At 74.3% G+C, this 24,717-nt stretch carries 16 protein-coding genes; 2 read left to right on the top strand and 14 right to left on the bottom strand.

The window, feature by feature from the left end; all coding sequences use genetic code 11:
• Nucleotides 1-31 precede the first annotated feature (31 nt).
• The 4 genes from ABRQ22_RS14030 to rpmF form a co-directional block, all read right to left on the bottom strand.
• On the bottom strand, nucleotides 32-4,267 hold the full coding sequence (locus ABRQ22_RS14030; protein WP_353707162.1) for a hypothetical protein: 4,236 nt from the start codon (nucleotides 4,265-4,267) through the stop codon (nucleotides 32-34).
• Between the two features lie 93 nt (nucleotides 4,268-4,360).
• Nucleotides 4,361-5,269 (bottom strand): 2-dehydropantoate 2-reductase, encoded by a 909-nt coding sequence (locus ABRQ22_RS14025; protein WP_353707161.1) that lies wholly within the window; start codon nucleotides 5,267-5,269, stop codon nucleotides 4,361-4,363.
• A 32-nt stretch (nucleotides 5,270-5,301) separates the two neighbouring features.
• Complete coding sequence (locus ABRQ22_RS14020; RefSeq protein WP_353707160.1) at nucleotides 5,302-6,597, bottom strand: YibE/F family protein; 1,296 nt, start codon at nucleotides 6,595-6,597, stop codon at nucleotides 5,302-5,304.
• 61 nt (nucleotides 6,598-6,658) lie between these two features.
• Nucleotides 6,659-6,829: a 50S ribosomal protein L32 gene (gene rpmF / locus ABRQ22_RS14015; RefSeq protein WP_154797174.1), complete on the bottom strand. Its 171-nt coding sequence runs from the start codon at nucleotides 6,827-6,829 to the stop codon at nucleotides 6,659-6,661.
• 177 nt (nucleotides 6,830-7,006) lie between these two features.
• Between rpmF and ABRQ22_RS14010 the strand changes: the two genes are divergently transcribed.
• Nucleotides 7,007-7,378 carry a hypothetical protein gene (locus ABRQ22_RS14010; protein ID WP_253051988.1) on the top strand — a complete coding sequence of 124 codons (372 nt, stop codon included), beginning with the start codon at nucleotides 7,007-7,009 and terminating at the stop codon, nucleotides 7,376-7,378.
• Nucleotides 7,379-7,606: 228 nt separating this feature from the next.
• Here the strand turns inward: ABRQ22_RS14010 and ABRQ22_RS14005 are convergent, their stop codons facing one another.
• From ABRQ22_RS14005 to aztD, 3 genes are all read right to left on the bottom strand, one after another.
• Complete coding sequence (locus tag ABRQ22_RS14005) at nucleotides 7,607-7,888, bottom strand: HU family DNA-binding protein (protein WP_087470693.1); 282 nt, start codon at nucleotides 7,886-7,888, stop codon at nucleotides 7,607-7,609.
• A 177-nt stretch (nucleotides 7,889-8,065) separates the two neighbouring features.
• Nucleotides 8,066-8,479, bottom strand: a complete 414-nt coding sequence (locus ABRQ22_RS14000) for a Fur family transcriptional regulator (RefSeq protein ID WP_308202292.1) — start codon at nucleotides 8,477-8,479, stop codon at nucleotides 8,066-8,068.
• Nucleotides 8,480-8,603: 124 nt separating this feature from the next.
• Entirely contained in the window at nucleotides 8,604-10,016 is a 1,413-nt protein-coding gene (gene aztD / locus ABRQ22_RS13995) for a zinc metallochaperone AztD (protein ID WP_353707159.1), read from the bottom strand.
• A gap of 165 nt (nucleotides 10,017-10,181) precedes the next feature.
• Here aztD and ABRQ22_RS13990 point away from each other — a divergent pair, with 165 nt between their 5' ends.
• Nucleotides 10,182-11,240, top strand: a complete 1,059-nt coding sequence (locus ABRQ22_RS13990; RefSeq protein WP_353707158.1) for a GTP-binding protein — start codon at nucleotides 10,182-10,184, stop codon at nucleotides 11,238-11,240.
• A gap of 84 nt (nucleotides 11,241-11,324) precedes the next feature.
• Here the strand turns inward: ABRQ22_RS13990 and ABRQ22_RS13985 are convergent, their stop codons facing one another.
• The 7 genes from ABRQ22_RS13985 to ABRQ22_RS13955 all read right to left on the bottom strand — a co-directional run bounded on the left by ABRQ22_RS13985 (nucleotide 11,325) and on the right by ABRQ22_RS13955 (nucleotide 24,554).
• The gene (locus tag ABRQ22_RS13985) at nucleotides 11,325-14,870 is read right to left on the bottom strand and encodes a choice-of-anchor M domain-containing protein (protein WP_353707157.1); all 3,546 of its coding nucleotides are present in this window, start codon (nucleotides 14,868-14,870) and stop codon (nucleotides 11,325-11,327) included.
• 194 nt (nucleotides 14,871-15,064) lie between these two features.
• On the bottom strand, nucleotides 15,065-15,637 hold the full coding sequence (locus ABRQ22_RS13980) for a hypothetical protein (RefSeq protein ID WP_353707156.1): 573 nt from the start codon (nucleotides 15,635-15,637) through the stop codon (nucleotides 15,065-15,067).
• Between the two features lie 177 nt (nucleotides 15,638-15,814).
• Nucleotides 15,815-16,759 carry an anchored repeat-type ABC transporter permease subunit gene (locus tag ABRQ22_RS13975; protein ID WP_353707155.1) on the bottom strand — a complete coding sequence of 315 codons (945 nt, stop codon included), beginning with the start codon at nucleotides 16,757-16,759 and terminating at the stop codon, nucleotides 15,815-15,817.
• Nucleotides 16,756-17,538 (bottom strand): anchored repeat-type ABC transporter ATP-binding subunit, encoded by a 783-nt coding sequence (locus tag ABRQ22_RS13970; protein WP_253051978.1) that lies wholly within the window; start codon nucleotides 17,536-17,538, stop codon nucleotides 16,756-16,758. The genes ABRQ22_RS13975 and ABRQ22_RS13970 overlap by 4 nt, the downstream gene beginning before the upstream one ends.
• A 71-nt stretch (nucleotides 17,539-17,609) precedes the next feature.
• Entirely contained in the window at nucleotides 17,610-18,683 is a 1,074-nt protein-coding gene (locus ABRQ22_RS13965) for a choice-of-anchor M domain-containing protein (protein ID WP_353707154.1), read from the bottom strand.
• A gap of 63 nt (nucleotides 18,684-18,746) precedes the next feature.
• On the bottom strand, nucleotides 18,747-20,327 hold the full coding sequence (locus ABRQ22_RS13960) for an anchored repeat ABC transporter, substrate-binding protein (RefSeq protein WP_353707153.1): 1,581 nt from the start codon (nucleotides 20,325-20,327) through the stop codon (nucleotides 18,747-18,749).
• A 96-nt stretch (nucleotides 20,328-20,423) separates the two neighbouring features.
• The gene (locus ABRQ22_RS13955) at nucleotides 20,424-24,554 is read right to left on the bottom strand and encodes a TIGR03773 family transporter-associated surface protein (RefSeq protein ID WP_353707152.1); all 4,131 of its coding nucleotides are present in this window, start codon (nucleotides 24,552-24,554) and stop codon (nucleotides 20,424-20,426) included.
• Nucleotides 24,555-24,717: the final 163 nt, after the last annotated feature.

Genomic DNA, 24,717 nt, shown 5'->3' with positions numbered 1-24,717 from the left:
GCGAAAACGGGCCAGTCGGTAGGGATTTGCGTCAGCGGAGGTCGCGCACGTACGCCGCGGCGCCGTCGTACGCGGCGATCCGGCGCTCGTAGTACGTCGCGATGATGAGTAGCAGGCCGCCGGCCGCGGCGAGCGTCAGCATCCAGGGTCCGGCGGAGATGCGCGTGCCGAGCTGGGACACGAACACGACGAGGATCTCGACCGGCAGCACCGCGACTCCCAGCAGGAACGGCGCCGCGAGATGCTTGCGCGTCCCGACGAGCACCGCGGCCAGCGCGAGCACGACGACGAGCACGGCCCGCCAGGTGCGCGCGTCGGTGTACGTGGCGAGGACCGACGGCCCGAGGAGCGCGAGCAGGCCGGGGGCGAGGGTCCGCCACGACCCGGCGAACCCGACGGGCCACCCGGCGAGCGACGGCGGCGCGCTCGCCCGCGCCCCCGTCTGGCGGGCCGCCCCGGCCGGGCCGCCCGGACCACCGGGGTCGTCGCCCGCCGTGCCGCCCGAGGTGCCGGGCACCGCCGTCGTGCCGGCCGCGAGCGCGAGGTACCCGGCGACGAGCAGGCCGACGCCGAGCGGGAGCGAGAAGACCTCGACGCGCAGCTCGCGCGGCGACCACGCGCCGATCGCGGCGACGAGCGCGAGCGACCACGTGAACCAGGCGGGCGGGAGGTCGAGCCGACCGCGCACCGCGCGTCGCACCCCGACCACGAGGAGCGCGAGCAGGGCCACCTCGACGAGCCAGACGGTCGCGATGACGCCCCACACCGGCCGGACGTTCGCGACGGTCCCGACCACGGCGAGGGTGGCGGCGGGCGCCACGGCCCAGCGCCGCGCGACGTCGGCACCCCGGCCCCGGCCACCCGCCACCACCCGGGCGCCCACGAGGCCCGCGCCGAGCGCGACCCCGCCCGCGGCGAGCGCCCAGGCGAACCCGAGCAGGAACACCGCGCCGCCGCCCGGCGCGTGCGCGACGTGGAGCGACTCGACGGTCCCGCCGGTCGCCGCGAGCACTCCCGCGCCGGCGAGCCGCAGGGCCGCGGCGCGTCGCCAGCCGCCCTCGCCGGTCCCGCGGCCCAGCAGCACCGCGGCGAGGACGCACCCGGCCCCGGCCACGACGAGGAGCGGCGCCCGGACGTCGCCCGCGCCCGGCGCCGCGCCCAGGGCGAGCACGGACGGCACGACGAGCAGCACCAGCCCCGCGCTCGCGAGCTCCCACCACCGGCGCCCGCGGCGTGCGAGCAGCGCCCCCACGACGAGGGCGGCGAGGGCGGGCGGCGCGGTGTACGCCTCGACGAGCCCGACCTCCGCCGCGGCGAGCGCCGTCCACAGCGCGGCGGTCGCGAGCGCGGCGGCGAGCCACCACTCGCCGCGCCGGTCCCGGTCGCGCGCGGCGAGGCCGGCGCCCACGGCGAGCAGGAGCAGCACCGCGACCGCGACCGTGGGCCCGGCGGCAGGGCGCCCGAACGCGAGCCCGACGGCGATCGCCCCCGTGAGCGCGGCGCTCGCCTCGACGGCGACGCGACCGGCGGCCAGGTGGATCCGGGCCGTGACCGGGCAGGCCGCGGCGAGCGCCGTCGCCACGAGCAGCGCGACGACCGGCAGCACGACGGGCGACCCGCTGCCCGGCAGGAGGAGGGCGCCCGCGCTGACGACGGCGACGGCCGCCGTCGGCAGGACGAGCGCCGCGGCGAGGACGCGCAGCGCGGTGACCGACCCGGGCCGCCGCGAGCCGACGAGCACGACCTCGAGCGCGAGCATCGCGGCGCACGCGGCGACGGACCACCAGCTGCGCTCGTCGACGACCGTGAGGACGCCGAGGCCGAACGGCACCGCGGTCACGCCGAGCACGGCCCACCACGAGTCCCGGTCGACGCGCGGGACGAGCGTCACCGCGAGCGCGGCGAGCGAGGCGACCCCGGAGACCGCGCACAGGACCGCGACGGTCCCGGCGCCGCTCCACGCGAGCGTCACGCCGAGCACGAGCAGCGCGTAGCCGTAGGCGGTGCCGACGAGCGGGGCGTGCAGAGCGCGCGGCGCGGCGGCCCGCGCCGCGAGCAGGAGCCCGCCGACGACGACCGCCCCGGCCGTCGCGGTCGGGCGCGCGACCCACGAGCCGGCGACGAGGAGCAGGACGGCGGCGATCGCGCCCGCGACGGCGGCCGCGTACCAGACGCGCGCCTCGGCCCGTCCGACCGGCACGGCACCGTGCCGCAGGACGGTTCGGGGGGCGGGGAGCGCCCCGGCGACCGGGCGCAGGGCACGACCGAGCCCTCGTCGGACGGCGCGGACGATCTCGCCCGGCGCGGCGCCGCCGGCGCCGACCCCCGGGTCGCCGGCCCCGGCCGCCAGGCCCGCCCGGTGCCCGTCGGGCGGAGCGGTCGTGGCGGGCCGGGCGGTCGCGACGACGAGCAGCGCGGCGAGCAGCGCCAGCAGGACCAGGGAGGCGACGCCCGCGAGCCGCGGGTCCAGCACGAGCGCGACGACGAGCGCGAGGAGCACCCACGGTCCGAGCGCGCGCCCGGTCCGCACGACCGGGGCGGCACCGAGCCGTCGCGCCCCGGCGAGGCGCGGGAACGGCACGGGGACGGGCGTGCGCAGCGGGAGCCGCGCGGCGACGAGGAGGACGACCAACGCGGACAGCAGGCCGAGAAGCGTCCCGTCGAGCAGCGCCGCGCCGACGGTGCCGCCGCGGAGGCCCTCCCCCCACAGCCCGGCGGACAGGACCCCGACGCCGAGCGGCGCGTCGTCGAGCGTCGCGGCGGTCCCGGCGGTGCCGGTCACGAGGACCTCCGCCGCGCGCACCCCCGCGACGGCCAGCGCGGGCCCGGCCCCGACGAGGGCGACGACCGCGCCGCCGAGGAGGGCGTCCGACCGTCCGACCGCCGGGACCGGGGAGCCGAGCACGCCGGACACCGCACGCGGCGAGGTGAGCGCGAGGACGAGGAGCCACGTGCCGGCCGCGAGGGCGGGGACGAGGCCGAGCCATGCGACGTCACCCCCGGTCCCGAGCAGCGCGCCCGCGAGGACGGCCGTCGCGCCGCCGACCGCGTACCAGCGCCGCTCGCGGGTCGTGACGCGCAGGAGCACGGCCGCGAGCGCGGCGCCGAGCGCGGCGAAGGCAGCCCCGGAGCCGGTCGGGAGGCCCGGCGGGGCGGCGACGGCGAGCCCGACGACCACGGCGAGCGGCACGGCGACCGTGCGCACGACGCCGAGCAGCGCCTGCTCGCCCCGGAGGGCGCTGCCGACCCGCGCGCCGGAGCGCGCCGCGACGGGTGCCGCGAGCGCCGTGAGGCACGCCGTCGCGAGGAGGGCGGCCGCCCAGCCCCACGGCGCCTGCGCGGCCGGCGCCGCGACGAGCGGCACGAGCGGCCCGAGCACCACGGCGCTCGTCACCCACGCCCGGACGCGCGCCCGGTCCCCGACCACGCCGAGGCCGGCCACGACCGCGGCGAGCAGCGACGCGCGCGCCGCCGCGGTGCCGACGCGGTCGAGGCCCCACGCGCTCAGCGCGAGCTCGACGTCCACGACCGCGAGCACGACGGCGAGCGCCGCGACGGCCTCGGCGGACGAGCGCAGGCCGCGCGACCGCAGGAGCACCGCGGCCCCGACCGTGAGCACCGTGACGACCCCGGTCACGAGGGCGCGCAGGGCGAGGTCGTCCGCGAAGGTGAAGAACACGAAGACGACCGTCGCGACGGCGAGGAGCCCCGCCCCCGCCCCGGCGAGGACGGGCTGGAGACCCACCGAGCGCGACGGCGCCGCGCCCGGCACGACGACGGCGCGCGACCCCGCGGGTGCGGGCGGGACCGACCCGGCCGGCGACCCGGGCGACCCGGGCACCGAGGGACGGACCGGCGCCGGACGGCGTGGCCCGGGCGCGGGCACGGTGCCGGCCACGGTCCCGGCCACCGGCGCGACGGCGGGCGGGCGCGGGCCCGCCTGTCCGCGGCCGGTCGGGTCGAGCGGGCGCATCGCGCCGGGCGGGCCGGCGGGGACCGCGCGCGCACCGGGCGGCGCGGCGGCCGTGCGGGCCGCCCACGCGGCGGCCTCGGGCTGGGCCGCGCGCAGGGCGTCGAGGGCGACCTGGCGACGCGAGAGCGCGTCGGCCGCCTCGCTCGACGCCGCGGCGACCTCGAACGCGAGCGGGCCGGTGAGGTCGAGCAGGCACCGGTCGCAGCGGGACGACCGCAGCGTCGCGGCGCACGCGGGGCAGGAACGCGTCTCGGGCAGCCGCGCCAGCGCGACGTCGACCCACGGCTCTCTCATGACGGACATCCTGGCGAACCTGTGAGGCGCCTGGGGACGCGTCCACAGGGGGTCGCGTGGCGGTCCGGTGAAGGCTCCCGGCGGACGCCGCCGTCAGCCGCCGAGGCCGGCGACGAGCACGCGCGTGAGCGGCGCGTCCACGCCCGCACGGTCGGCGGCCCGGACGATCGCGCCGCCGATGGCGTCCACCTCGAGCGGGAGACCGGCCTCGGCGTCCCGCAGCATCGAGGACTTGGCCTCCGGCGCGAAGCGCTCGTAGCGGGCGAGCGTCCGCTCGGGGTCCGACGGCGCCCCGCTCGCCGCGGCGACCGCCGCGACCTCGCGCACGAGCGCCTCGAGCTCGGCACCGTGCGCGGTCCGCACGTCCCCGATCGGGGCACGGTACGTCGTCGTGAGCAGGGCGAACGGGGCGAGGAACGAGAGCTTGGCCCACATCAGCGCGGTCTCGTCCGCGTAGACCCTCGTCTCGATCCCGGCCCGGTCGAGGAGCTTCCGCACGGCCTCGACGCGCTCCGGCTCGACGGCGCCGGGCGCGAGCCCCACGTCGACGAACGCGCTCGTGTGCTCGATCTCCCCCGGGGCGACGCGCGCCGACTCGACGCTGATCGTCGCGGGCAGCACGCGCTCGGTCCCGTAGCGTGCGCGCAGCACGTCGAGGTGGTCGAGCCCGTTGAGGAACGGGACGACGACGCCGTCGCCGAGCGCCTCGGGCGGCACCCGGTCGAGCGCGTGGTCGAGCGCGGTCTGCTTGACCGCGACGAGCACGACGTCGACCGGCCGGTCGAGCCGCGTGACCGCCCGCGCGGGGACGTGGAGCTCGCCGACCTGCCGGCTGCGCACGTGCACCCCGTGCTCGGTCAGCGCCGCCGCCGTGGCCTCCCCCGCGAGGAACGTCACGTCGGCCCCGGACCGCGCGAGCAGCGCGCCGACCAGCCCACCGACCCCTCCCGGCCCCAGCACCGCTGCGCTCCGGCCGTCTCGGCCGCTCGTCGTCCCCGTCACCGTCGTCCTCCCGTCGTCCCGCCGGGCCGTCGTCAGGCCGCGGGGACCTCGACCCTACCCACGGGAACGGACCCCACGGACGCCGTGCCCGGCACGGTGAGCGCCGCGATGGCGGTGGTGATCGGGATGGCGAGGACGAGGCCGATCGAGCCGACGAGCGTGCGCACGACCTCCTCCGCGATCTCGCCCGAGGTGAGGCTCGTCGCGAGGCTCTGGTCGGAGAGGTAGACCGCCATGAGCAGCGGCAGGGCCGCGCCGACGTAGGCGAAGGCGATCGTGTAGACGGTCGAGGCGATGTGGTCGCGCCCGATGCGCATGGCGCGCGCGAACAGCTCGCGCCGGGTCGCGAGCGGCGCGACCGCCCGCAGCTCCCACACGGCCGAGGCCTGGGTGATGGTCACGTCGTTGAGCACGCCCATGCCCGCCAGGACGATGCCGCACAGCACGACGCCCTGGATGTCCAGGGCGGGCGCGTACTGGGGTATCCAGAGGGACTCCTCCGAGGTGAGCCCCGTGATGTTGGCCGCGCCCGAGCCCCACCACCCGAGCACGGCCGTGAGCGCGAGCCCGGCGAGCGTGCCCAGCAGCGCCGTCGACGTGCGCGCGGTGAACCCGTGCGCGACGTAGAGGACGACGAACATGACGAGCGACGACGTCACGAGCGCGACGCCCAGCGCGTCCTGCCCCGTGAGCAGCGCGGGCAGGGTGAACCAGGTGATGACGACGAACGCGCCCGCGAGCCCGGCGAGCGCCGCGAGGCCCCGCCAGCGTGCGACCGCGAGCACCACGACGGCGTACGCGACCGCGAGGATCCCGATGGGGAGCCCGCGCTCGAAGTCCATGAAGACGTACGGGCTCGCGCCCGCCCCGACGGCCTCGGCGATGTAGAGGACGCGAAGCCGGTCACCCTCGTCGAACCCGTAGGCGACGTACTCGGGCGGCGCGCTGACGGTGATGGCGTCGCCACCGACGTCCTCGCCGCCCGCGCGGGAACCGGCGTCGAGGCGGGCGGGCACCTCGCCGGTCTCCGCGTCGATCGGCCCGGTGACCGTGGCGCGCAGGACCGAGCTGCCCTCGGCCGCGACGGGGATGCGGTCCGGGACGTCCGCCGACGCGGGCCACAGCGCGACCAGCCCGGCCAGCGTGAAGAGCAGGGCGGGGACGAGGAACGCCGCGAGCGTGAGACGCACGCGCCGCGTCGCCGGGGCCGCCGGCCCGTGCGCGTGGCCGTGCCCGTGCAGGTCGGCGCGCGACCACCCGGTCCGCTCGCGCCGTTCCCGGCGCCCGGGGACGGGGCCGGAGGTCAGGTCGGGGCTCGGCTCGCTCACCCGAGGATGCTGCCACGGCGGGCCGACGGCGCGGGGCGGCACGCGCCGTCGGGCACCGGGGTCACTCCGGGAGCGTCACGTAGCCTCGACGCACGCCCGCGACGAGGCGACGCGGGAGGGTGACCTCGCGCCCGTCGACGACGACGGTGACGAGCTCCGGCACCTGCGCCTTCCACTGCGAGCGACGGGCCCGGGTGTTCGAGCGGGAGAGCTTGCGCTTGGGCACGGCCATGGGGAGTCCTTCCGGTGGGTGGTACGCCCAGCCTAGCGGTTCATGAGAACGATTCTCAAGACGTTCGCCGGGCGGACGCGGGCGGGCGGTAGCATCCCGAGGGCCGTCCGCCCGAGCGGCGGCGACACAGCGGTCACACCCCGTCACAGCCAGCCACGAACGCCACGAGGAGCCAGCATGGCCACGGTCGACTACTTCCTGTCCGGCGACCCCGAGGTCGCCAAGCAGCACCTGCACGCCGCGCTCCAGGAGCAGGGCTTCACCGTCACCACGCGCCCGACGGGCCAGTGGGCCGCCGAGCGCGGGAGCAAGCAGAAGACGTTCTGGCTCGGCGCGTTCGCCGGCAAGGCGCAGCACCTCGTCTTCACGGTCGACTTCATGCTCCACGGCGACCAGCTCGTCGCCCGCATCGACCGCCCGACGGGGCACGGCGCCATGGCCGGTGCCATCGGCGTGGCCCGCTCGAACAAGGCGTTCTCCGAGGTCGACCAGGCGATCGGCACGCGCCTGACCCAGCACGGCATCCTCGCGAACGTCGTCCACGCCTGACCACCCCACCCCCCCGGCCCCCCGGGCCCCCGACCCCCACCCCTCGCGCCGAACACGCCCCCACCCCGCGTCGAGAACGACCTGAGGGTCGTTATCGGGCGCATAACGACCCTCAGGTCGTGTTCGGCGCTGGGGCGGGGAACGGGGACGACGAAGGCCCGGAGCCCCTCACGGGGTTCCGGGCCTTCGTGCTGCTGACCGGACCGGCAGCGGCCGGTCAGCGAGACGTCACTTGGCGACGGCCTTCTTGAGCAGGCTGCCGGCGCTGATCTTCACGCCGAAGCCGGCCGGGATCGAGATCTCCTCGCCCGTACGGGGGTTGCGGCCCGTGCGGGCGGCACGCTCGACGCGCTCGACGGACAGGAGGCCCGTGACCTTGACGGCCTCGCCCTTGCCCAGCGACTCGATGAGCACCTCCTGGAAGGCGTTGAGGGCCTTCTCGGCGTCCGCCTTCGACAGGTCGGCCTTGCTGGCGATGGCCGAGACGAGCTCGGACTTGTTGAGCGACATGCGAATCCCTTCTTCGGTTCACGACGCGCGGTGGTCACCACCCGTCGTCACGGTCTCAGTGTGCCAGCCGCGAGGCCGTGCACCGGGGACAACACTAGGGAACACGCGGAGTTTCGCGCGACTTCTCGGGCCGATCGCGTCCGGCGCGCCGCGCCGTGAGCCCCGCGCGCAGGGCCGTCAGGCGCGATCGGAGCGCGCCTGTCCGTCGCGAGCCCGGCACTCCGCGCACGTGCCGAAAAGCTCCACGACGTGCTCGATGTCCACGAACCCGTGCGTCCCGCCGACGCTCCGCGCCCACGACTCGACGCTCGGACCGTCGATCTCCTCCGCGCGGCCGCACGAGCGGCACACGAGGTGGTGGTGGTGCTCCGCGCGGGCGCAGCGCCGGTAGAGGCTCTCGCCCTCGGCGGTGCGCAGGCTGTCGACCACGCCGGCGTCCGCGAGCGCCTGGAGGCCCCGGTAGACCGTCGCGAGCCCGACGGCATCGCCGCGGGCCCGCAGGTCCTGGTGGATCGCCTGCGCGCTGCGGAAGCCCTCCTGCTCCTCGATCGCCTCGAGCAGTGCCGCCCGCTGGCGCGTCATCCTCTGCACGACACCCACCTCCCGCTCGGTCAACGCCCGAGGATCTCACGGGATTCCGGGGCACGCTGACGCCGCGGCCCGCCCCCGGGAGGGCGGACCGCGGCGTGTCGGCACCGTGCGGGCTCCGGTCGGGTCAGCCCTGCGAGGCCGTCTCCTCGTCGGCGTGCTCGTGGTCGTGGCCGTCCTCGGAGTGCTCGTCCTCCGCGTGCTCGCCCTCGGAGTGCTCGTGACCCTCCTCCGCGTGCTCGCCCTCGTCGCCGTGCTCGTGCGCGGTGTCGCTCGTCGCGGCAGCACCGGAGACGCCGTTGATCTCGTTGGGCTCGACGTCGAGGTCGACGCTGTTCCACACCTCGCCGGTCTCGATGTCGACGGCGTGGATCGCCTTGTTCGCCGGGTCCGTGACGTAAGCCGAGCCGTCGAGCACGAAGATCGCCGGGCGCGGGGACTGCCACTCGTCCGGCTCCTCCCACGCCTCGATGACCGGGATCGAGCGGACGAGCACCTTGGTCTCCGGGTCGATGACGTGGATCTGCCCGTCGGTGCCGAGCACGAGCGCCTCGCCGTCGTCACCGCGCGCGAGCGAGCGGAAGGTGTAGCTCGACGGGAGGTCGACGAGCGTCAGCTCGCCGGTCGCGGTGTCGGTCAGGGAGACGCGCGTCGGGCGCTCGAGCTCGGCGTCCGGGTCGGACTTGTAGTCGCCGAGGACGACGGTCGACGCCTCGGAACCGGCCTGGTTGCCGATGCGGCCGTACGCGTCGGGGCTCGCGACCTTCGTGATCTGCCCGTCCTTGTAGACGAGGACGCCGTCCTCGCAGCCGATGAGCACCGCGTCGTCGGCCGCGACGGCCTCGCCGTGGACGCCCGGGCACTCGTCGGAGGCTGCGATCTCCTGGTCGTCGGCGTCGAGCACGCGGATGCCGGTGCGGGCCTCCTCGGTCCCCTCGGACACGACGAGCGTGCCGTCGTGGAGCTCGATCGCGACGCCATGGTGCGCCTCGGGGGTCGTGTGCTCGCGCGTCTCGCGAGCGTCGTCGGCCACCGCGGCGGAGTCGAGGACGGTCACGTGGCCGGTGCCGTCGTCGAAGAGGGCGGTCCGGCCGTCGTGCACGACGACGTGGCCCGGCTTCTCCGCCTCGAACACCGTGTCGGTGAGCTCCGGGTCCGCCGTGTAGTAGTGCGAGTGGTCGCCGTGCGGCTCGGCCCACGTGCCGGCGTCGAGGACCTGGAAGCCGCCGGACGTGGAGACGAGCAGGTGGCGGCCGTCGCCCGCCCCGTTGAGGCGGTTGAAGCCGTCCAGCTCGATGTCGTCGACGACCTCCAGGGTCGTGGCATCGAGGACTTGGATGCCGCCGTCGTACGTGACGGCGAGCCGCGGCGTCACGGTGGCGGCCTCGTTGGGCGCGCTCGTCGCCTCCTCGGTCGCGGTCTGGTCGGCACCGGGCTCCGCGTCGGTCTCGCCCGACGAGCAGGCGGCGAGGAACGTGAGCGGCAGGACGAGACCGAGAGCCGTCAGGCTCCGGGTCCGGGTGCGTGCTGAGGGGGTCATGCGTGGTCGGTCGTCGCGGGATCGGACGCGACGACCACTCCTTTCCGTGCAGGGGACGTGGCCGCGAGGCGGCTCCGCGCGACACCGTAACAGAAACTGGAATCATTCTCATTATCTCCTCGCCATCACTGTGCACCGATTCGACGGCGCGCTATCGTGCGCGGGATGAGCACGGCCCCAACATCCCGACCACGCAGAGCACCGCTCCCCGTGCTCGTGGTCTCGGGCTTCCTCGGGACGGGCAAGACGACCCTCGTCAACCACCTGCTCGCCCGTGCCGGCGGGCGTCGGCTCGCGGTCGTCGTCAACGACTTCGGCCCGACGGGGATCGACCCGTTGCTCGTCGAGGGCGGCACCGAGAGCATCGACAGCGTGGCGGGCGGCTGCCTGTGCTGCGCCGCCGAGGACGACGACCTCCCACCCCTGCTGACGCGGCTCGCCCGCGCACGACGACGGGTCGACGCCGTCGTGATCGAGGCAAGCGGCCTCGCGGAGCCCGTGACGCTCGCGCGGCGCGTCGCGCTGCACCCCGACGTGCGCGTGTCCGCGCTCGTGCACGTCGTCGACGCCGCCGAGGGGCCGACGACGCTCGCCCAGCACCCCCGCCTGGCGCGCCACGTCGCGGCGGCGGACGTCGTCGTGCTCAACAAGGCCGACACCGCACCCGACCTCGACGCGACGACCGCGTGGTGCCGCGGGCTCAACGCTGCCGCTCCGCTCGTGCGGACCGTCGAGGGTCGGCTCGACCCGCGTCTCGTGCTCGACGACCCCGCGCCGCGCACCGCCCCGTGGCAGCCGTCGCTCGCCCTCGCGAGCGAGGGCTACGTGACCACCGGGGACGGACCCGGCCCCCACGATTCCGATCGGCACGACGGGCACACCCACGTGCACGACCTCTACACCGCGCACGACCTCGTCGCCGACGCCCCGCTGCACCCCGCGCGCCTCGCGGCGCTGCTCGACCCGCGACCGCCCGGCCTGTTCCGCGCCAAGGGCGTCGTGCGCATCGCCGGGCCCGACAGCGCGTCCTCGTTCACGCTGCAGGTCGTGGGTCGGCAGGTGCGCTGGACGCGTCGCCGAGGCCCGGGCGACGGGACGAGCCGGCTCGTGTGCCTCGGGGCCGGCATGGACGACGCCCGCGTGCGCGCGTTGCTCGACGCGTGCCCGCTGCGGCCCGGAGAAGCCGTGACCGCGGACGATCTCGGTCGGCTGCCCGGCCGGTAGCGCAGCAGGCGCACGCGACGACGTCGCCCACGTCGCGCCGGCCCAGGACGTGAACCCGGGACCGGCGCGACGCAGGGGTGGCGCTCAGGACCTGCGCAGCGGTGCGCGCTCCCGCCCGGGCGCCGGCGCCAGACGGCGGCGAGAGGCGACGAGCAGCGTTCCCAGTCCCGCGACGAGGAGGGCTGTCGCCGCTGCGGCTGCCGCGTCGAGACCGGTCGTCGCGAGCGACCCACCCCTCGTGCCCGACGCACCGTTCCCGGCGCCGGCGGTGCCGCCAGCACCATCGCCGGACGTGCCGGAGCTCGGCACGTCGGTCGGGCCGTCGGTCGGGCCGTCCGTGGGGTCGTCGACCGGGTCGTCGACCGCCGGAGCGACGACGTTCAGAGGCGTCCAGCCGACGAGCGAGCCGTCGGCCTTGGTCACGGCGAGGCGGTGCGCACCGAGCGCGACGTCGTCGGGCAGCACGACCGTGTACGTACCGTCCGCCGCGACCTCCGCGGCGCCGAGGGCGACCGGGTCGGAGAACAGCCAGGACACCACGGTCTCGCCCGCCGCCTCCGGACCCACGGACACCGGGACCGTGTCGCCGGGCGAGAACTCGCCCTCGACGCGCACGGTGCCGCGGCGGGCATCGGTGAGGTCGTCCTCGCTCGGGGCGCCCGGGTCCGTGGGGCCACCCGGGTCGGTCGGCCCCGCGGCGACGTCGTCGGCCGTCATGCCGCAGTGCTGCTCGTCGACGCGCCGGGCGTCGACCCCGACGGCGAGCACGAGCGTCCCGCCGTCCGTCGCACCGGGGAGCTCCGCTCCGGACGCGTCGAGCGCCGTCTGGCGCACGTCGAGGCAGTACACGCCCGCGGCGGCGAACGCCCACGTCCCGTGCGCGTGCTCCGCGTACGTGAGGGACGCGTGCTCGGCGCCGGCGAGCAGGACGCGCGGCGCGCCCCAGTCGTCGCCGGCCGAGTCGTAGAGCGTGAACGACCCGGGCCCGCGCACGTCGTCGAGGTCCCAGCGCACGGCGTTCGCGCCGGAGCCCTCGGCCGCGTCGAGGTTCCACCCGGGCCACACGAGGTCGGCCCGCGGGCTCTCGGGCAGGAGCCACACCGGGTCGCCGGGCTCGCCGAGGAACGCGTAGGCAGGGTCGGCGGGGACCTGCTGGCGGGCGCCCTCGGGGACATCGAGGACGACCTCGTCCAGGTCGTGCTCCAGCGCGGGCACCACGGAGTCGTCGCGGACGACGGTCTCGAGCACCGTGCCCGCCGCGTGGGCCGAGACGCGCGCGAGCAGGTCGACGTGCCCGCTGCTCAGGACCGTCCGGTCAGTGACGGGCCATACCGGGTCGGTCGGGTCGGTCGGGTCGGTCGGGTCGGTCGGGTCGGTCGGGTCGGTCGGATCCGTCGGGTCCGTGGGGTCCGCCGGCTCGCAGGGCTCGACGCCTGCTGGGTCGACACCCGCAGCGACGGTGAGAGTCGTGGTCCTCGCCACGGGTTCTCCGGCCGCCGTCGTGCCGGAGAGCGTCGTGGTGACGCAGTACCGTCCGGCGTCGGAGAAGCTCCAGCGCAGCAGGTTCGCCGCCCCCGGAGCCACCGTCGTCGACGTCGCCGGGTAGTCCGCGTGCGTCGACAGCAGGGCGCCCTTGTGCCCGGGGACGAGGGACTGCCACTCGTCGACGACGAGGAACGAGCCCGGGCCGTCGACGTCGTCGAGCGTCCAGGTGAGGTCGCCGTCGAGGGCGGCCGGGTCGAGGCCGGCCAGGTCGAGGCTCAGGTCGTTCGTCGCCGCGGACTGCGCGCGCAGCTCGTAGCCGCGCACGTACGGTTCCTCCGCGTCGCGCCAGTCCTCGCGCAGGGCCTCCACGGACAGGGAGTGCACGGTGTCGCCCGTCGCGACGACGACGTCGGCGAGGTCGTGGCGCACGCCCGACGACGCCCGGTCGCCCTCGACGAGCGAGAGGTCCAGCCCGGCGTCGGTCAGGCGCGGCGTCAGGTGCGCGAAGTGCACGTGCTCGAGGTAGCGGGGCTCCTCGATGACGGCCGTCTCGCCGGCCGGCGCCTCGGCCGGGGCGACGACGTGGCTGACGGCGCGGTCGACGTCCGACTGCAGGCACGTGGGCGCCGAGGTCGGGTCGTACGACCTCCCGCCGACGACGAAGGTGAGCACGGTGTCGTCGCCGACGCGCGTGCCGTCCGTCTGGGTGGCATCGGCCGTGATCCGGACGCAGTACGTCCCGGGCGCCGTGAAGTCCCAGCTCAGGTGCTTGTGCGCGAGGCTCGGCGGGAGCGCCTGGTGCGCCTGCGGAAGCCCCTGCTTCGTCGAGAAGTACGGGGCCGCTCCGGAGCGCACGAACGCCTCGTCCGCGCCGAAGAAGAAGTCACCCGGTGCCGCACGGCCGTCGAGCCCGGTCACCGAGACGACGCGCAGGTTCGGCAGCCGCTCGTAGTCCGTCGCGTCGAAGTGCTCGGACGCGAGACCGAGCCAGGCGATGTTCGGCTTGGGCTGCTTGGGCAACCGGTAGATCGTCTCGCCCGCGGGCGCGAGGAACGTCGAGTCCGCCGAGGCCGTGGGCTCGGGCACGGTGACGCGCGCGGCGTCCGGGACGTGCACGACCGTCGTGGCCGGCTCGTGCCACGTCTCCGACGACGTGGTCGACTCGCGCAGCAGCAGGCGCAGCGCGTCGTCTCCGGGGCGCAACGAGAGGTCCGTGTGCGTCGGCGGGAGCAGGGCGTTGTTGCGCGGGTCGGTGAGGTCGCCGGGATCGACGGGGTCCACCGGGTCGACAGGATCCACCGGGTCGACGGGCTCCTCGCCCTCGGGCGGGAGCACCTGCTGACCCGGGTCGACGGCGGCCCCGCAACCCGCCGTGGCGGCGTCCGGGACGTTGCCGACCGCGACCCGCAGCGTCACCGGCTCCGAGGAGACGACCTCGCCGCCGGTCGTGGTGATCTCGGCGCGCAGGTGCACGCAGTGGAGCCCGAGCTCGGTGAAGTACACCGAGTCGGACGTCGAGTGCTGGCCGGGGTTCATCGTCAACGGCTCGAACGGGGCAGCCATGTCGTGTGCGGCGTACCAGCCTCGCGCCGGCGTGCCCTCGATGAAGACACCGGGCTTGCCGAACGCGACCAGGCCGCCCCCCTCGACGTCGTCGACCACCCAGCGCACCCCGCCGGCCACGACGTCGGTCCGCGACATCCCGTAGGTGCTCAGGACGATCGTCGCGGCCGTGCCTTCGAAGCCGCTCGCCGGGACGGAGCGTTGCGTCCCGTAGACGGTGGTCCCCTCCGGTCCCAGCGGTGCCCACGTCGCGTCGGCGGGGACGATGCCCTGCTTGGGGCGGGGCACGGAGACGACGACGTCCTCCACGCCGTACCGGGACTGCACGTCCTTGGGAGCGGTGGTCGTCGTCGGCCCGTGTCCCAGGTCGATCGTCGTCCGGCCGTCCGCGTACGCAGCGGTGAGGAACGACACCCCCTCGTCGATCAGGACGGGAGCCCTCGTGGGGACCGTGGCGAGCGCGCCCGCCCCGTCGAGGCCGTGGGCCACCGGAGCGAGGGGCAGGGCGATTCCTGCTGCCAGCACTCCCGCCACCGCGGCGCGGCGCGCCGCTCGCCCGGCCGGGGTCCGGCGTCCTGTCATCTGTCGTCCCACTGCGTTCGTCCGTCCTGGTTCGTCGGGACGCGCCGTGCGTCGACGCGTCGTCCATCCGTTCACGTCCGGCACCCGCCGGGCCGGCGCTCGCGAGCCTCGTCGCCGACGCCTCCCTCCGGCGGAGCGCGGCAGGCGTGCGTGCGGGCGGGGCACAGCGCCCCGCCCGCACGCACGTGCACCCGTCAGGAGCTCTTGAGGGGGAGCTCCTCGGACGTCGCCCACGGCACGCCGTCGACGCTCACGTCGAACGTGAGGACGTACGTGCCAGTCGTGGCGAACGACCACCCGACGTCCTCGTGACCGCCGGCTCCGAGCGTGACCGATCCCGAGGAGGCGGTCTTGCTCGCCGAGAACACGCCCGCGAGCCCGCTCGCCGACAGCGACGTCCCCGTGCTCGACGCGGCCAGGGTGTTCGCCGTGAACTCGACCTCGGAGAGGTCGCACGTCGCGTCCTCCTCCACGGCGAAGCCGACCGCCGGGCCGTTCGCGCCACCGCCCGTGAAGGCCAGCCAGTCACCCACGGGCAACTCGACGTGCGCGCCACCGACGTGCTCGTGGACGTGCGCGTGCACATCCACGACCTCGCCGTTCGCGTCGCACTCGATCTCCGCCGCCACGTCGAAGTGTCCGCTCGTCCGGTCGGCGGCCGCCGCCGACGTGGCGAGCGCCGAGGCGAGCCCGACGGTCGCCACCGCCGTCCCGAGGACCGTGCCCAGAACCGTCACGCCCGTCCGGGCACCCCCTGCCGTACGCATCCGATGCATCGTCGTCTCCTTGTCCAGCCCGCTCACCCTGAGCGAGCATTACTGATAATGATTCTCAGTTAGCGTCTGCGCAATCCCTGGGCCCTCACGTCTCACCGTGCGGACGAAGCGGGCACCGCTCGCCAGAGCCATGGGCGGGCGACCGGCCACGTCGACGCGGCGCGCGACCTACGGCGCCGTCGTCGCGGGTTCTCGGTCGTCCGACGCTCCGGGGGCCTGAGCCAGGCCGCCCGCCTCCTCCTCGGGCGTGCGCGCGGACGCGTGCGCACGGCGGCGTGCCAGGAGGCCGTGGCGCGGGGCGAGGAACCAGGCGAGCAGGAAGACGGTGGTCGCGACGAGGACGATCGTGCCGCCCGCGGGCAGGTCGAGGCTCCACGACAGGTAGAGCCCGACGAGCGCCGAGCCGCCGCCGATCACGGGCGCGAGGAGCATCATCACGCCGAGCCGGTCGGTGAGCAGCCGCGCCGCGGCCGCGGGGGTGATGAGCAGCGCGAGGACGAGGATGTTCCCGATCGTCTGGACGGAGATGACGATCGCGATCGTCACGAGCACGTACAGCACGAGGTCGAGCCAGAACACCGGCAGGCCAGCCGAGCGGGCCATCTCCCGGTCGAGGCTCACCGCGACGAACTCCTTGTGCAGGAGGAAGGCGAGCAGGAGCAGGACGGTCCCCGCGACGGCGACCACGACGACGTCCTCGTCGGGGATGCCCGTGATCGACCCGAAGAGGAACTGCTGCAACGACCCGGCGTACCCGGGTGCCGTCGAGATGACGACGATCCCGAGCGCGAACGCGGCGACGAAGAAGACCCCGATGATCGAGTCCTCCTTGAGCCGCCGGTTCTGCGAGAACACGGCCACGAGGACCGCCGTGACGACGCCCGCGACCGCGCCGCCGAGGACCAGCGAGCCCTGCAGCACGAAGGCGACCGCGAGGCCGGGGAAGACGGCGTGCGCGACGGCGTCGCCGATGAACGCCATGCCGCGGAGCACGACGTGGCACCCGATGACGCCGCACACGACGCTCGACATCACGGCGACGAGGAGCGCTTTGGGCAGGAACGCGAGGTCGGGATTGAGCAGGTCCTGGACGAAGTCCCCGATCGAGATCACGCGTCCGCCTCCTTCTCGTGGGTCGGGGCAGCGGAGGTGGAGGCAGCGGGAGCGAGCCCGAGCGAGGCGAGCAGCGGCGAGGACGCCGAGATGCCGAACGCGCGCATCCACAGGTCGGGGTCCGCGAGCTCCGCGGGCGTGCCCGTCGCGACGACGGTGCGGTTGAGCAGGCAGACACGCGTGCACGCGTGCATCGCCGCTACGAGGTCGTGCGTCGTCATGAGCACAGCCTGGCCGTCCTCGCGCGCGAGCTCGGCGAACAGGTCGGTGAGCAGCTCCTGCGTCGGGACGTCGAGGCCGGTGAACGGCTCGTCGAGGAGCAGCGCGCGGGGCCGCAGCGCGAGGGCGCGAGCGACGAGGACCCGCTGGCGCTGGCCGCCGGACAGCTCCCCTACCGGGCGCCGGCGCAGGTGCGTCATGCGCACGCGGTCGAGCGCCTCACGCACCGCGCGGTAGTCCGCCACACCGGCCCTGCGCAACCAGCCGATGCTCCGCACCCGCCCGGACAGCACGGCGTCCTCCACGGAGATCGGGAAGTCCCACGCGAACTCGTGCCGCTGGGGCACGTACCCGATCCCCGCCGAGGCGGAACGCCCGCCCGCGCCGTCCACGAGGACCTCGCCCGACCTGCGTCGGACAAGACCGAGAACCGCCCGCAGGAGCGTCGTCTTGCCCGCGCCGTTGGGACCGATCAGCCCGACGAGCTCGCCGGCACCCACGTCGAGACTCGCGTCACGCAGCACGAGCCGGCCCCCGAGCTCGACCGACACGTCGCGCACCCGGAGCACCGGAACACCCCCGCTGCCTTCTCTCGTGGTCGACGACGTCGTGTCCGCAACGGCCGGCGCGCTCACGAGCGGTCCTTCGCGCCGTCGGCGGACCCCGCGTGGGCGTCACCGCCGTCAGCCTCTTGCTCGGCGAGCGCGCGAGCGCGGCGGCCCCGGACGACCGTCACGACGACGGCGGCCACGAGCACCAGCGCCGCGAGCCCGACCCAGAGTGCCACGCCGGACGCCGACGCATCCTCGCTCTCGGGGTCGGTGACCTCGTCCGCCTCGTCGGCGTCGTCCGCCGGGTCGGTTTCCGTGTCCGGGGCGTCCGCGGTGGGCTCCGTCGTCCCCTCGGCCGGTTCCTCGTTCGCGGCGGGGAAAGCGGTCTGCGGGTCGGTGGAGGTGCCGACCGCGAAGCGCAGGACGCCGGGATCCTCGACGTGGGTCCCGTCGGTGAGGTCGGCGAGCATCGTCACGTCGAGCGTGTAGACGCCGGGCTCGGTGAACACCCAGTTGGCATGGACGTGCGTGTTGACGTCCATCCACAGATCCTGCGGGTACGCCGTCCCTGAGTTCCACAGGACGTTGGGTGGGCCCGTCACCCCCTCCTGGAGGAAGAGCAAGAACGAACCCGGCCCCTCGACCCCGTCGAGGCGCAGGGTCGCGCCCCGGTCGATGCGCTGCGTCACCTCGGGGTCCTGGGTGTTCCAGCCGAGCCACACCACGGCCTGGTTCTGGACCTGCGGCACGACGTACAGAGGCGCTCCTGGCTCCACGCCGAGGAAGGCGTAGTCCTCGCTGTCCGGTGCCTCGAGGATCGACTCGTCGACGACGTGGAAGACCGTCTCGTCGGGGAACCGCCAGACGGGTGGCACGGCCCGGTCGTCCCGGGCCTGGAGCGTCCACGTGTCGTCGAGGAAGCGCGGGCCGACGTCGACGTGGCCGTCGGTGATGACCTCACGCCCTTCGACGCTCGCCTCGTCGCCCTCGACGGTCTGCTGCAGCGCCGGATCGTCCTCGGTGTCGGCGGGCAGTGCCGACGCCCCCGAGCCGACGAGGAGTGCGCCGACGACGGCAAGGGTGACGAGCGCGGGCCGTCGCGCGGTGCCGTACGACGCGTCGGCGTACGACCGGTCGGTGGTGCGGGTGTTCATGGGTGATCCTTCGTGCTAGCAGGGTGCCGCGATGGGTCGGGCACTCGCGTGGTCGTGGGTGGTTCAGGAGAGACAGCGTCTGAGCGAGTCCGCGTTGGCGCGCATCATCTCGACGTACGTCGTGACGTCGCGGTCGAACGCGTCGGAGTAGATGCGGCACACCTCGATGCCGTTCTCCTTCGCGACCTCGGTGAGGACCGACGAGCGCGCGATGAGGTTGGGTTCGAGGAAGACCGCGGGGACCTGCAGCGTGCGCACGGTCTGGGTGAGCTTGCGCCGCTCGGCGATGCTCGGCTCGGTCGCAGGGTTGGGCGTCACGAACCCCGCGATCTCGATCCCATAGGCCGCGCCCAGGTAGGCGAAGGCATCGTGGGTCGTCACGAGGTAGCGCTGCGAGCGCGGGATCGAGGCGATCGTCTCCTCGACGTACCGGTCGGTCTCCTGCAGGGTCCGGAGATACGCCGCGGCGTTGGCGCGGTACTCGGCCGCGCCGTCCGGGTCGACCTCGACGAGGGTGTCCCGCATGATCTCGACGTACGCCTCGGCGTTGCGCACGTTCTGCCACAGGTGCGGGTCGATCTCGCCGTGCACGTGCTTGCCCAGCACGGCCTGCGGGAGCTGATAGATCTGCTCCCCCGCCTTGCCCAGGAAGCGGAAGTCCTGACCGGCCGGCACGGGCGCGAGCGCCTTGTTCGGCACGGAGATCACCGTCTCGGCCGGGTCGTGCAGGTGGTGGTGACCTCCGACGTCGTGCTCGTCGTCGGCCGCGAGGACGACCCGCCCGTCGTCGAGCTCGACCGACACGTCCGCGTGACCGCCGGCGAGCACCGCCGCGTCCTCCATCCCCGGGACCGAGTACGGGTCGACCCCGACCGCGAACGTGATCGTCGAGGTGCCCATGCCGACCGGACGGGCGTCCGGCGTCGGTGCGAGCGCGGCGCTCAACGTCAGTCGGTACACGCCCGGCTCGGAGAACGTCCAGCTCATGTGGGTGTGGGCGTTCGTGGGCAGGGTCACGGTGTCCGCCGCGTACCCGTCGCCGGCGTCGAACCCGTCCGCGGAGTCGAAGTAGGTGCGTGGCTGGCCGAACGCCTCCGTGAGGTAGCCCGTGAGCTGGCCGGGCCCTTCCAGGCCGGTGGCGCTGAGGTGCACGTCCGAGGACCGCGTAGCGCCGTGCTCGGTGCCCGAGCCGCTCACGCGCAGCCCGAGCCAGATGGTGTCGAGGTTGACGTTCTCGACGAGGGGGATGATCTCCGCCGCGTACTTCACCGCCGACTCCGCGAGCGAGACGTTCGGGACCCCTTCGGGAAGGTTGGAGTCGAGCATCTTGATGATGTTGTGCTCCTCCAGCAGCATGTAGTTGCTGAAGGCGACGTCCGCGTAGACGACGTCGCGCACGTCGCGCAACGAGGGCTCGTAGGAGTGCGGGTCCCCGCCCTCCGGCACGAGCGACGTCACGACCGCGCGGTCCCCGGCGACGTTGCGCGCGAGGTCGGCGAGGATCCCCGTCGTGGTGACGACGTCGAGCGTGTCCGTCGACGGAGCATCCGGGCCGGACGCGCAGCCCGCCGTCACGAGGGCGAGGCCGAGGAGGGCCGCCGTAGCGGTCGCGCGGCGTCGCCGACGCCACCTACCCGTGGTCATGAGTCCAACTTTCGTTCTCGTGGTGCGCACACCGTCCTGCGACGACACAGGAGGAGGTGGAGGTGTCGTCGCAGGACGGTGCGGGCTGCAGGCGCGTCAGACGGTCGAACGCGCGCCGCGCCGCCTGCGGGAGGCGCCGTAGAGCGTCGTACCGGCGACGAGCAGGAGGGCACCGAGCGCGAGAGCGCTCGCGGGGTCGGCACCAGTCGTCGCCAGTGCCGCCTTCTGGTCGGCGCTCAGCTCGCAGTCCTCGCCCGACGCGGTCTTGCCGACGTACGTCGTCTTCGTCGCGGTACCCGAGCTGTCCCCGACGGAGAACGTGATCGTCGCGGAATCGGAGACCGTGCCGCCGCTCTTCAGAGGCACCGACAGCGTGAACGTCACCTTGTAGACGCCCTGCTCGCTGAAGGCCCAGTTGCCGTGCACGTGCTGGTTGAGCGGCACCGACGTCGAGCGCGGGAACCCGTCCATCGTCCCGAAGTACTTGGTGCCCACCCCGCCGAAGTTCCCGGTGGCGTAGACCCCGAGCTTTCCGGGGCCGTCGACGCGATCCAGCGTGTACGTCACCGGTCCGGCCGCCGCCTCGATGAGCGAAGGGTGCTGCGTGTTCCACCCGACCCAGGGCACACCGGGCTCCTGGACCTGGCCGATCGACCAGATCGTCGCCCCGGCCTTGCCCAGGAAGGCGAAGTCGGCGCCGGCGGGAACCTCGCGCTTGGCGGCGTCCCCGAGCCGGAACGTCAGGGACTCTGGGTCGACCCAACTCGGCGGCTGCTTGCGGTCGTCCTTCGTCTTCGCGACGAGCGTGCCGTTCTCCACCATCGACCCGAAGTCGAAGTGACCTTCCGTGATGCCGCTGACGGCGCCGGTCTTGACCTCGCTCGTGACGGGCGTCGGGATGCACTGCTCCGGCGTCGTCGAGCCTGCGCCCGTCCCGGCATCGGCACCCGAGCCGTCCCCGGCGCCAGCACCGCCGCCGTCGCCATCTCCTGCGCCTCCGACGTCGTTCGCGGCGGCGGTCGCGGTGAACGGCGCCCAGCCGAGGAGCTCACCCGTGGGCGAGTCGTAGAGCGCAAGCTTGTGCGCGCCCGTCCCGACCGTCGACGGGATCGTGACCGTCACCGCACCGTCGGCCACCGTCAGCTCACCGGCCGAGGTGGGCTCGGAGTAGACGTACGCGACGACCCTGCGGGCGTCCGTGAGTGCCGACGACGACGCGACGGCGTCCGACCCGAGCGGGTAGCTGTCCTTGTCGAGCGTCAGCCCGCCCCGGTTGGCGTCGGTGAGCTGGTCCTCGGGCAGCGGCTCGAACGGCGGCATGTAGGCACCGACGCGGACGTGGTAGTCGGCGCTGTCACCGGTGATCGTCCTGTTGTCGGCCGTCTTGAGGGACGGCGTGACGGTGAGGTGATAGTCACCCTCGGCCGTGAACACCCAGTTGGTGTGCACGTGCGCGTTGGCCGTGACGGGGATGGTGCCGCCCGCCGACGTCGTGGTGTCGACGTACCGGTTGATCGGGTTGCCGAAGGAGTCGTTCTGGAACGTGAACACGTCGCCCGGGCCGGTGACCTCGACCGCGAGCGAGACCGGGCTGCCCGCGGCCGGAGTGATGCCGGTTCCCTGCAGGGTGGACAGCAGACGCTCGGTGCTCCACCCCATCCAGGGCAGATAGGTCTGGTCCTCGCCCGTCTGGGTGCCGATCCACGCGTCGGCGCCCCCGTACTCGCCGAGGAACGACCAGTTGCCCTGGGCCGCGGGGAGCTTTTGCACGGCCCGGGCGTCCTCGTAGGCGATGGTCACGTCCGCGGGCCTGCGGAACGTCGGACCCGCGTCGTAGAGACGCGTGTCGTCCTTCACCGACAGCACGAGCTCCTCGCTCGAGGCGTCGTAGGTGGTCTCGAAACCGTCGATGTGGCCCTTGTTCAGGACGAACTCACGGTTGGGCTCCGACGCGTCCGGGTTCGGGCCGGGACCGGGGTCCGGCTTCGCGGTAACGTCCAGACTCAACGGCTCCGACGTGCCCGCGACCCGCTCACCGTCCAGCAGGACCGCACGCACCCGTGCACCGTCGTCCGCCGTGGTCAGCGCACGCTCGTACGACGCGCCCGATGCGCCCTCGACCGCGACGAACTCGTCCGAGCCCGCCTCCGCGACCTCCCACCGGTACGTCACCAGGTCCGTCACCGGATCCTGCGACGCGGTGAGCACCGCAGACTCGCCCTCGGCGTAGGAGTCCTTGTTCGACGTGACCGTCACCGTCGTCGTCACCGGCTCGGGTGCCGCCTCACCGACCTGGAACGTGTAGGTCTCGGTGTCGCTGACCAGCGAGGTGCCGTCGGACAGCGAGCCCTTCGCGGTGACGCGGAGCGTGTAGGTGCCCTGCTCGGTGAAGCCCCAGCTGGTGTGGACGTGCGCGCCCAGGTGGACCGAGATGACGTCGGGCTCGTCGTCGCCGCTGTCGAAGTGCACGCTCGGCGACCCGTTCATCGCCCCGGCCCAGGCGGACACGTCACCCGGACCCTCGACCTCGATCTCGTAGCGCAGGTCGGAGACCGTCTCGCCTGCGGGCAGGCTCTTCTCGAGCTGCTCGGTCGACCACCCGGGCCACGGCAGCCCTGTCTTCCCCGACCCCGGCAGCACGTAGACCTCGTTCCCGGGCTCGCCGAGGAAGTCGTAGCCCGTGTCCGGCACCGGCGTGGCGCTCAGCTCCGGGTCGACGGACACCGTCACCGCGCTCGGTGCGCGGTCGACCTTCCGGCTCGCGTGCTCCCGCGTATCGTCGACGACCGACAGCACGAGGCGGCCGGCGTCGAGGTACAGGCTGAACAGGTCGATGTGGCCCTCGGTGAGAACGACCGGCGTGTCGTCGAGGACGGGTGCCTCCCACGGGACCTCGCGGACCTCGGGGATCACGACCGGCTCGGACATCGCGAGCTCGGCGCCCTGCGCATCTAGCGCGACGACGCGCCATGCGACGCCGGTGGCGTACTCGTTCGCCAGGAGCGTCAGGTCGGCGTCGCGGAACACGGTCGGGTAGAACGGCGTGAACTCCGAGGCGTCGACGAACCGTCGCTCCCAGCGGAAGGTCGCATCCTCGACTGCCGGCTCGATCACGGCCTCAAGAAGGATCTCGCTGTTCAAGGCGTACCAGTCCTGGAGCCCGGTGATCTGCACCGTGTGCGCCGCGGCGGCCGCAGTCACGGCGAGAGTGACCGGCTCGGACGTGCCCACCACCCGCTTCCCGTCCAGCAGCACGGCGCGCACCTGCGCACCGTCGTCCGCGAGGGTCAGCTCGCGCTCGTACGACGCGCCCGAGGCACCTTCCACCGCGACGAACTCCTGCGAACCCGCCGCCGCGACCTCCCACCGGTACACCGCCAGCTCCGTCACGGGTTCCTGCGACGCGGTGAACACCGCCGACTGACCCTCGAGGTACGACCCATGGTCCGAGGTGACCGCGACCGTCGTCGTCACCGGCTCGGGCGCACGCTCGCCGACCCGGAAGTGGTAGGTGGCCGAGGACCCGGCGATCGTCCGGCCGTCGGCCGTGGCCAGGGACGGGGTCACGACGAACGTGTAGTCGCCCTCGGCCGTGAAGACCCAGTTCGTGTGGACGTGGGCGTTCTGCGCGACCGGGATCGTGCCGGCCCCCGTGAGCGTGTTCACGTACACGTTGATCGGCCCGCCGAACGCGTCGTTCTGGAACGAGAACACGTCCCCCGGGCCCTGGACGCGCACGTCGAGGCTCACCGGCGTGCCCGCTGCCGGCGTGACGCCCGTCCCGGCAAGGCTCGTCAGCAGCCGCTCCGTGCTCCACCCCACCCAGGGCGCGTAGGTCTGGTCCCCGCCGGACTGGGTGCCGAGCCACGCCGTCGTGCCGCCGTGCTTCCCGAGGAACGCCCATCCCGCGGTCGCCGGGGGCAGCGTCGTACGTGACCGTTCGTCCTGGTAGGCGAACGTCGTCGTCTCCGGCACGCGGAAGACGGCGCCGGTGTCGTGGATGCGGGTGTCGTCCTTGACGCTCAGCACGAGCCTGCCGCTCGCCGCGTCGTAGATGGTCTCGAACCCGTCCACGTGGCCGTGCGTGAGCACGAACTCACGATCGGGGACGGTCTGCGCGGAGGCCGTCGGGAGCGCTCCGGCGGCCGTCGGGACGACGAACGATGCGAGCAGCGCGAGCAGGCCGAGGGCGGCGGCCCACGCCCTGCCTCGGATGGCGACTGACACGGTGGATCCTCTCTAGGCCGTCGGGTCCGACGGCGGGCTCGTCCTGGGCGGCGCCTGACGGCCGCCCGCGCTCGGACTATATACGAACGATAATCGTTCTCACAAAGCTCGACAGCCTCGCTGTCCCACTCTCGAGCGACCTCGGCGCGGGGCGGTCACCCAC

Origin of the sequence: Cellulosimicrobium sp. ES-005, assembly GCF_040448685.1 — a bacterium.
Taxonomy (GTDB): Bacteria; Actinomycetota; Actinomycetes; order Actinomycetales; family Cellulomonadaceae; genus Cellulosimicrobium; species Cellulosimicrobium cellulans_G.
The sequence above is the reverse complement of the archived record's forward strand: the minus strand, read 5'-3'. Positions and strand labels throughout refer to the sequence as shown.